The sequence below is a fragment of the Flammeovirga aprica JL-4 genome (assembly GCF_012844305.1).
GTDB lineage: Bacteria > Bacteroidota > Bacteroidia > Cytophagales > Flammeovirgaceae > Flammeovirga > Flammeovirga aprica.
Window position 1 is genome coordinate 20,110 of sequence record NZ_JABANE010000111.1, and the last position, 7,050, is coordinate 27,159.

Below are 7,050 nucleotides of genomic sequence, written 5' to 3' on the forward strand. Positions count from 1 at the left end.
CTGCACTATCTTTCGATTAGAACCTTTCTTGTTTTTGAAGTACCTGAAATCCTAGCTGAAGAGCTAAGTCTTTCTAATATTCCATTTGATTTTTGATAATCAATCAAAGTTGAAATTTCATCAATAGTGTATGCATTTGGCTGTCGATCTAATAATTGATTTTCATAACAACCTAAGACTTTGGTTTCAGTCTTTCTCGCATTGCTTGAAGTCGATATAATCTCACCATTTTTAATTTCTAAAGGAGCGGCATTATTCCCAGTCAAAAACATATAATTATTTTGCTCATAAGCTTCCTCAACTGCATTAAATCCATCTGCAAAAAGCACAAAATAATAAGAGCCATTTAAGTTTGATGGAACCTCATAATATATACGCATATCAGACTCTGAATCATCATTTAAAGCCCTGCCTACAGAATAACCGGAAGGAATGTTGACATAATTCCAATAATTATTTTGTCCATATTTTTTCATTCCTTGAGTATTTTCATCCCCAATTTCTCCAAAGGAACCCAAGTTTGTGTTTGTTACATCATCAGTGTAATAGTCATAGAATAATATCCCAAAATCATTTTCGGGGTCAGTCGCATTGTAATAATAGTAGACAATATTCCAGTCTTTAGAGGCTGGAATTTCATCTTTACCCTTATTCAATATATTGTAAGTAAGCATTCGGTTACGTACTGTTGGGTTTTCTGTGAAGCGATCATCAGCCATTTCTTCTTCCATTTTTACTGTCAAAGCATCCATTCCTTCCGATCGATGTAACACATCTACAATATTTTTATCAATGACTGGCTTATCTCCTTTATCAGATTCTATGACATAAGCATACCTACCAAAAACACCTCCGGTAAAAAAGTCATAGTCAACCCATATAAATCCATTATCTCCCCATACTTTACCCCAAGAATTGGCTAATAATAATGCACCATTTGGACCTTTATTATCATCATATCCTACAATCGTCATCGCATGATAAGCATGTCTTCCCTCAGCATCCCATTGAGTGTAATCATCATCTTGATGGACAGTACCAGCTTTATATTGAAAAAATTCAGGTCCGAGTTTACAACTTACAGTAATTGGTCTCCCTAATGATAAGTAAGATTTCAGAGCCTCTATATCCTTCGAATCAATGGCTCTAAAATTATCTATTTTTCCAGCACTGTATTGAGAAGAAGTAGCAGAACTCCTTTGAGAACAATCTCCTAGGTTTTCATAAGGAACATCACTCATCCTTGCAATCCCCCTTTCTTTCATTGTTCTAAACGCATTCGAAGGAGCTGATCCTCCACAGTTTTCACTGTGATCTATCGAAAGATATATATCCAATGGACTAAATTGTAGAGATGGATCGATTAGATCACCAGCAGTTAAATCATTTTCCCTTGCGTAAGAAATCGTTCGAGTATAATACCCTGTTGCCCAAGAAGTACATGTTCCGTATGCTTCTTGATCTCCAATTGGGGGCATCCAATCTCTTAAACTTAACGCTTCGCTTGTATTTTTTGGTAGTGAACCTTTCAGAGTTACCAAAGAAAGTTCCTTAGGTACTTTACTGTAATTGACTTGCTCAATATTTTCATCCACTCCTGTATGAAGATCTATGTATACAAAATCTTCATCATTTTCCATGTACTCCAAATATGCTTCAGTAATTTCTAAAGCCTCTTCACAAGAAGTATTAAAGAAAAGAAGAGCCATAAAAATCAGAGGTATTATATTCTTAGTTAGTCTCATATTATTGCCTTTCATATCATTAAAATGGAATCTAAAGTGAACTAAGTTTCCCCTCATATCGTTGGCCTGTTTTAACATGAATGAACTCCCATAATTGATTTTGTCCACCATGCCAATCCCAAATGATCACCTTATTATCTCCTGTAGCATCCAAAGACAAACCTGAATATTTGTTTAGTATTCTGTATTGTCCTTTTCTAACCTCAATGAAACGAAATAACCCTACTCCATCATTATCATTTGAGCCATCATAACTCCAGATCTGTAGCTGAGCTCCTTTTTTATGCTTATAAGTTTTACAGAAATATTTATCCTTATAACATCCGTGAACATCAAGACGAAACTTGTCTGAATTAACTAAAATGAAGTACCAATCCTTATATCTTGACTTCTTAAATTTGTACTTTCGGTCAATCATATTTTCATGATTATATAACCCAAGCTTTGCTCCATTTTTTTTTGAAGAATGTTCTTTATCCGTCCCTGGTAAATCAAAAGTTTTTGTCGTCTCTACCGAACGGATATAATACGTCTCTCCTTCAAATTGTATTGTTGGTTTTACCAATACTTTCTGTGCCTTTACATTAAATGAATAAAGCATCAAAAGGGTAGAACACACAAATAGCACAAAAGTCCTTTTCATAATAATTTCCTTTTTATCTATTATCGGTCTCAATATCAACTAACTAAATATTGATCCCGATAATAGAATTTATTAAGTAATCTGTAGTTTAATTGAGTAAGTGATAAATAGAGTTTGTTTGTTAATATCAAATCATGATAAGTACTAAGCCAAAAATAAATGATAACTAATTCTTAAATATTTTTTGTGAGTACAACGCTAAAAAACGTATAAATAGTGGTTCTATTTAAAGTTTTTGAAAGGCAGTAATCGGAAAAAATAATATGAATAAGTGTTATATAATTTTGTCTTAGAACTTATATACTGTACATGATTAGTTAACTATCGTTTTTTTATAAGCTGAATTTCTATTAATGATTTCCACTGCTTCTCCAGAAAAATGTTGAACTGATGGCACTTTTGCTTTTACCTTCTTTATCATCTCTTCCTTCGTTGTCAGGTTTTCTAATTTCTTTTCCTTTAAATGTGTTGGTTTTGCTCGTTCATCTCCTTGATACGTTTCCCAACTCACCTCATCACCCACTTTTTCAGTAAGTATTTTCTCTCCGATCTTTAAAGGTTCACCTGACCTTAAGTCCCAAACCTCAACTGTAAAAGCCGCTTCTGCAGTTAGCTTGTAGTAATGTGTTATCAATGTCCCTTTACAATGACTCCTAGGGTATTTTTCTTTGTATGCTTTTCTCTCTTCCTCTGTTGGCAGCATACTGATCATGAAATCTACTGCTTTGACTTGTGTATCGTAAAGTTTTTTATTGGTATACTCTTCTTTTTTAACCTCTCCCTCGTCTATCCAATTAATAACTCCATAAAAAGTTTCCTCTTCTTTTGTAGTTAATTGAGGTTCACTAACACTAACTTTTGGATTATTTGATAATTTCAAAACTAAAAAGTTACTCCCCAAAACTTTATTAGCCTCTTGTATACTTTGAGTATCATTAATGTCTAGCTCTGAAAGTTTAGATACATTATGAATTAAAGGTGAATTAACAACTTGAATGGATTTGTTTAATTTATCTCCAACATAAACTTCCCAATCTGTATTTGGTCGATACACAAAAGAGGAATTAGGTTTCAATACTACGAGTCTTAGCTTGGCTCTCTGAGAACAAGTTTTCATACGTTCAGAAGCATCTTTGTAACCTTCAACCCATGTCAAACAATCCTTATAATTTTGAGCAGCAGTTTCTTGACCTTCATAACTTTCAATTGCTTGATTTTTTAGTCCTTCAGAATAATATTTTGCTGCTATATTTTGACAAATTTTATCGTATTGATCTTTTACATCTTTAAATTGTGGATCAAGGTCCATGACTTTTTCTAAATGACCAGCAGCCATTTTAAGATCATCTATTTCATTACTCTTATTAAGTCGAATACCCTCTGTATAATATAGTTCTGAGATCCTATTTTTAACATCCCTGAATTCATATTTCTTTTTACCTAAGGCTATCTTATTAAAGTATGCTTCTGACTTTACCTTTTCCTCAAAAGAGCTCGCTGAATCATAAATTCTACAACCTTCATCATAATGGATTAAATCTTCTTTCTCATCGATAATTACCTTTGTATAAATCTGCTCTTTTTCTTGCTTTGGTGCATACTTTCTCGCTTTTTCATAATGTTCTACTGCATCCAAACGTTTATCATAGTCTTTCTCTTCATTAAATATCTTTTCAGCAAAATCGTAATGTGCTTTGGCTGCCTTGCTTTGATATTCTGGTCTTTGAGATAAATAGTCAACATAATTTAAAGGAACAGATAGTTTTTTAGAGGTTATTGGTCCTTCACCAAAAGCTTTTTTGAGTTTATTATGTATTACCCCCCATGTAAAAATATGATCAGCAACTTTATCATAGCCAAATTCACTATTTGAAGCCTCCTTTATGATCTCCTCCATATCCTTACAAGCCTCAGGATAATATTGAGCAAATTTTTTAAGAGATCCCGTCTTTACTTTTTTGACTAGCTTTTCAGTATACTTTTTAGTTTCACTAATAGCTTTCGTCTGACTAAAACTAAATTGACTACAAAATAAAATCAATATAGTTAAAGCGAAAAAATTGTTAACCACCTTCATTATTATAAGTTTTTGAACTTGATTACCAGCTTAAAAAGGTAAAGTTAGAGAGTCAGGTGGAGAGAAAATTGCAAAAAATACAGAACTATTTGCAAAAAACACAACATATAATCCTTTCGTAAGTAACACACAATCATTAAAAAAAATGTGCTCTATTAAAACCAAAAAAATGTATACAAAAAAGACCTCCATTGCTGGAAGTCTTTTAAACGATTCAATATTTTTTAGCTAGAACAAGCACTTCGTACAAAACTCATCAAAATACTGATTGAATTCATCGTCCTTGATTGCAGGGTCTGTAATATCGTATACCGTTGAGATACCTCTTTTATATCTTACCAAGTTGGAAATTGGTGAGTAGAAAAACTCCATGCCACCAATACCTGCTAACTCTTTCAGCTTTTGGTGTTCAACGGTTTGATCTTTTTTATTGACAATACCGAAAACCTCAAACTTATAGCCTTGCTTCTCCTTCATTTCCTTGATCATTGGCAGTGTTTTAAGAAAACGGATCGTCGCTCTCATATCTAAAACACTAGCCACTACAGGTACCACAACTATATCTGACACTAAAACACTGAAGTAAATTTCTTTTCCTTCAATACGACCTGGTACATCCAAGAAAATAGCATCATACTTTTTTTCTGCTAATGCGAGCGTCTTGTCAAAGTTTTCTTCGGCTCTGGGTTGTTTCCAATTAAAGGCAATCACATCATAAGAAGATTCCTTATCTCCGCCTTCCGTAGAATAAATATCTTTTACAGATTTCTGGGGATCACAATCAATCACCAAAACCTTTTTGTTTGTTCTATTATGTACAGCTGAGGCTGTTAACATCAGCAGGGTACTTTTACCAACGCCTCCTTTTTGAGTTGCGAAAGAAATTACTTTAGCCATACAAAATTTAAAAAATTGCTTCCTTATATAGTGGTCTTACTTCCTAATAATGAACATAAACCCACCAAAATCTTTAATAATCCAATGAAAATACGATAAAAAACCGAATATTTCCCAATATAAACATAAGAGGAATAATCGGAACTACCCAAGCAAAAAAGGGATTTTGTATGTTTGCATTCTGAATTATAAAATTTTTGAAAGATGGGTCGCCATAAGTTAAAAAAATTCGCTCAAAATAAAGAGCGTGCATATATTATTGAAGAAGGAAAACCTTTGTATGATAACATCAAAGGAAACTGGAGAAAAGAGGTTTTCAAAAACGACAATCCAATTGTTTTAGAATTGGCTTGTGGTAGAGGTGAATACACTACAGGTCTTGCTCAAGTATATCCTGACAGAAACTTCATTGGTGTAGATATCAAAGGAGACAGAATCTGGAAAGGTGGTAACGTAGTAGATGAAAAAGGTCTGACAAATGCTGCTTTCTTAAGAATTCATATTCAAAACTTAGCCAACTATTTTGAAGCGGGCGAAGTAGATGAAATCTGGATCGTTCACCCTGACCCTCGTCCAAAAGACAGAGATGCGAAGAGAAGAATGACTCACCCTCGATTCTTAAACATCTATAAAGAATTAATTAAAGAAGGTGGTTTAATCCGTTTTAAGACCGACAGTAAAGAGCTTTTTGAGTACTCAGTAGAAACGTTGGTTCAAGAAAAAGTACAATTAGAAGCGGTGACTTTTGACCTGTATGAATCGGACTTAATGGAAGATCATCATGGTATTAAAACACGCTATGAAAAGCAATTTACAGAGCTTGGTCACAAAGTGCACTACTTAAAATTCAGATTCTAAAACACCTATTTTACTTCTCCAATGAAAGTACTAATCGATTTACATTATTTTCCCAACCTTGAATATTTCACTATTCTAGCTCACTGCGACACGGTTTATATTGAGAAATTTGAGACATTTCAGAAGCAAAGTTTTAGAAACAGATGCTTTATCAAAACAGCTCAAAAAGTAGATCGATTGAGTGTTCCGGTTGTTGGTGCTAACAAAGGTAAGCCTATGCGTAAAATCAAGGTCAATCAAAATGACAACTGGGCTGTAAAACATTGGAGAAGTATTCTTTCTGCCTATGGAAGGTCTCCTTATTACGAATATTATGAGGAAGCCATCAAGACTACATTGTTAAGTGAGGAGGAATCTCTTTTTGAGCTAAACATTTCACTTTTGAAATGTGTTATTAAGCTATTAGGATTACGTACGAAGGTTGAAATCACGAATACTTATAAAAAAGAACCTGAAGATGAGATAGTTGACCTTAGAAACAAGGTTACCGCTACCGATTCATCAACTTTTGTTAACGAGATTTCGTATATTCAAGTGTTTGGTGACACTTTTGATCGAAACCTGAGTATTCTTGATTTACTTTTTTGTGAAGGACCCAATGCAATCAATATATTAAAATCACAGAATAGTCAATTAATCCATCATTAAGAGTTGTTTAATAAATTTTATATGCTTTATTTTAAGAGACAGAAACTACTCTACCCGATGATAATTGGATAACTTTCTAAAAAGGAAGAAAAGTTGTTATTTTAAATTTCCTAAGTATTGAGACATTTTAAAGTATAACTAAAAATGAGCTTTTGAAAATTGAAGAAACAACTGTTTACCAA

At 33.3% G+C, this 7,050-nt stretch carries 6 protein-coding genes; 2 read left to right on the forward strand and 4 right to left on the reverse strand.

Going from position 1 to position 7,050, the window contains the following annotated elements:
* Window positions 1-5: 5 nt before the first annotated feature.
* The 4 genes from HHU12_RS27430 to HHU12_RS27445 all read right to left on the reverse strand — a co-directional run bounded on the left by HHU12_RS27430 (window position 6) and on the right by HHU12_RS27445 (window position 5,362).
* A complete protein-coding gene (locus HHU12_RS27430) occupies window positions 6-1,745 on the reverse strand; it encodes a C1 family peptidase (RefSeq protein WP_169659935.1) in 1,740 nt (579 codons plus the stop codon).
* 31 nt (window positions 1,746-1,776) lie between these two features.
* Window positions 1,777-2,388 carry an RICIN domain-containing protein gene (locus HHU12_RS27435; RefSeq protein WP_169659936.1) on the reverse strand — a complete coding sequence of 204 codons (612 nt, stop codon included), beginning with the start codon at window positions 2,386-2,388 and terminating at the stop codon, window positions 1,777-1,779.
* Between the two features lie 313 nt (window positions 2,389-2,701).
* A complete protein-coding gene (locus HHU12_RS27440) occupies window positions 2,702-4,465 on the reverse strand; it encodes a hypothetical protein (protein WP_169659937.1) in 1,764 nt (587 codons plus the stop codon).
* A 228-nt stretch (window positions 4,466-4,693) separates the two neighbouring features.
* Window positions 4,694-5,362, reverse strand: a complete 669-nt coding sequence (locus HHU12_RS27445; protein WP_169659938.1) for a ParA family protein — start codon at window positions 5,360-5,362, stop codon at window positions 4,694-4,696.
* Window positions 5,363-5,566: 204 nt separating this feature from the next.
* On the opposite strand from HHU12_RS27445, the gene trmB reads away from it, so the two are divergent.
* Both trmB and HHU12_RS27455 read left to right on the forward strand, forming a co-directional pair.
* Window positions 5,567-6,220: a tRNA (guanosine(46)-N7)-methyltransferase TrmB gene (gene trmB, locus HHU12_RS27450; protein ID WP_169659939.1), complete on the forward strand. Its 654-nt coding sequence runs from the start codon at window positions 5,567-5,569 to the stop codon at window positions 6,218-6,220.
* Window positions 6,221-6,241: 21 nt separating this feature from the next.
* The gene (locus HHU12_RS27455; RefSeq protein ID WP_169659940.1) at window positions 6,242-6,868 is read left to right on the forward strand and encodes a WbqC family protein; all 627 of its coding nucleotides are present in this window, start codon (window positions 6,242-6,244) and stop codon (window positions 6,866-6,868) included.
* Window positions 6,869-7,050: the final 182 nt, after the last annotated feature.

Excerpts from the sequence above, each read along its gene's own strand:
- HHU12_RS27455 (WP_169659940.1), top strand. The coding sequence starts at position 6,242 with ATGAAAGTACTAATCGATTTACATTATTTTCCCAACCTTGAATATTTC.
- HHU12_RS27440 (WP_169659937.1), bottom strand. The coding sequence starts at position 4,465 with ATGAAGGTGGTTAACAATTTTTTCGCTTTAACTATATTGATTTTATTT.
- trmB (WP_169659939.1), top strand. The coding sequence starts at position 5,567 with ATGGGTCGCCATAAGTTAAAAAAATTCGCTCAAAATAAAGAGCGTGCA.
- HHU12_RS27430 (WP_169659935.1), bottom strand. The coding sequence starts at position 1,745 with ATGAGACTAACTAAGAATATAATACCTCTGATTTTTATGGCTCTTCTT.
- HHU12_RS27445 (WP_169659938.1), bottom strand. The coding sequence starts at position 5,362 with ATGGCTAAAGTAATTTCTTTCGCAACTCAAAAAGGAGGCGTTGGTAAA.
- HHU12_RS27435 (WP_169659936.1), bottom strand. The coding sequence starts at position 2,388 with ATGAAAAGGACTTTTGTGCTATTTGTGTGTTCTACCCTTTTGATGCTT.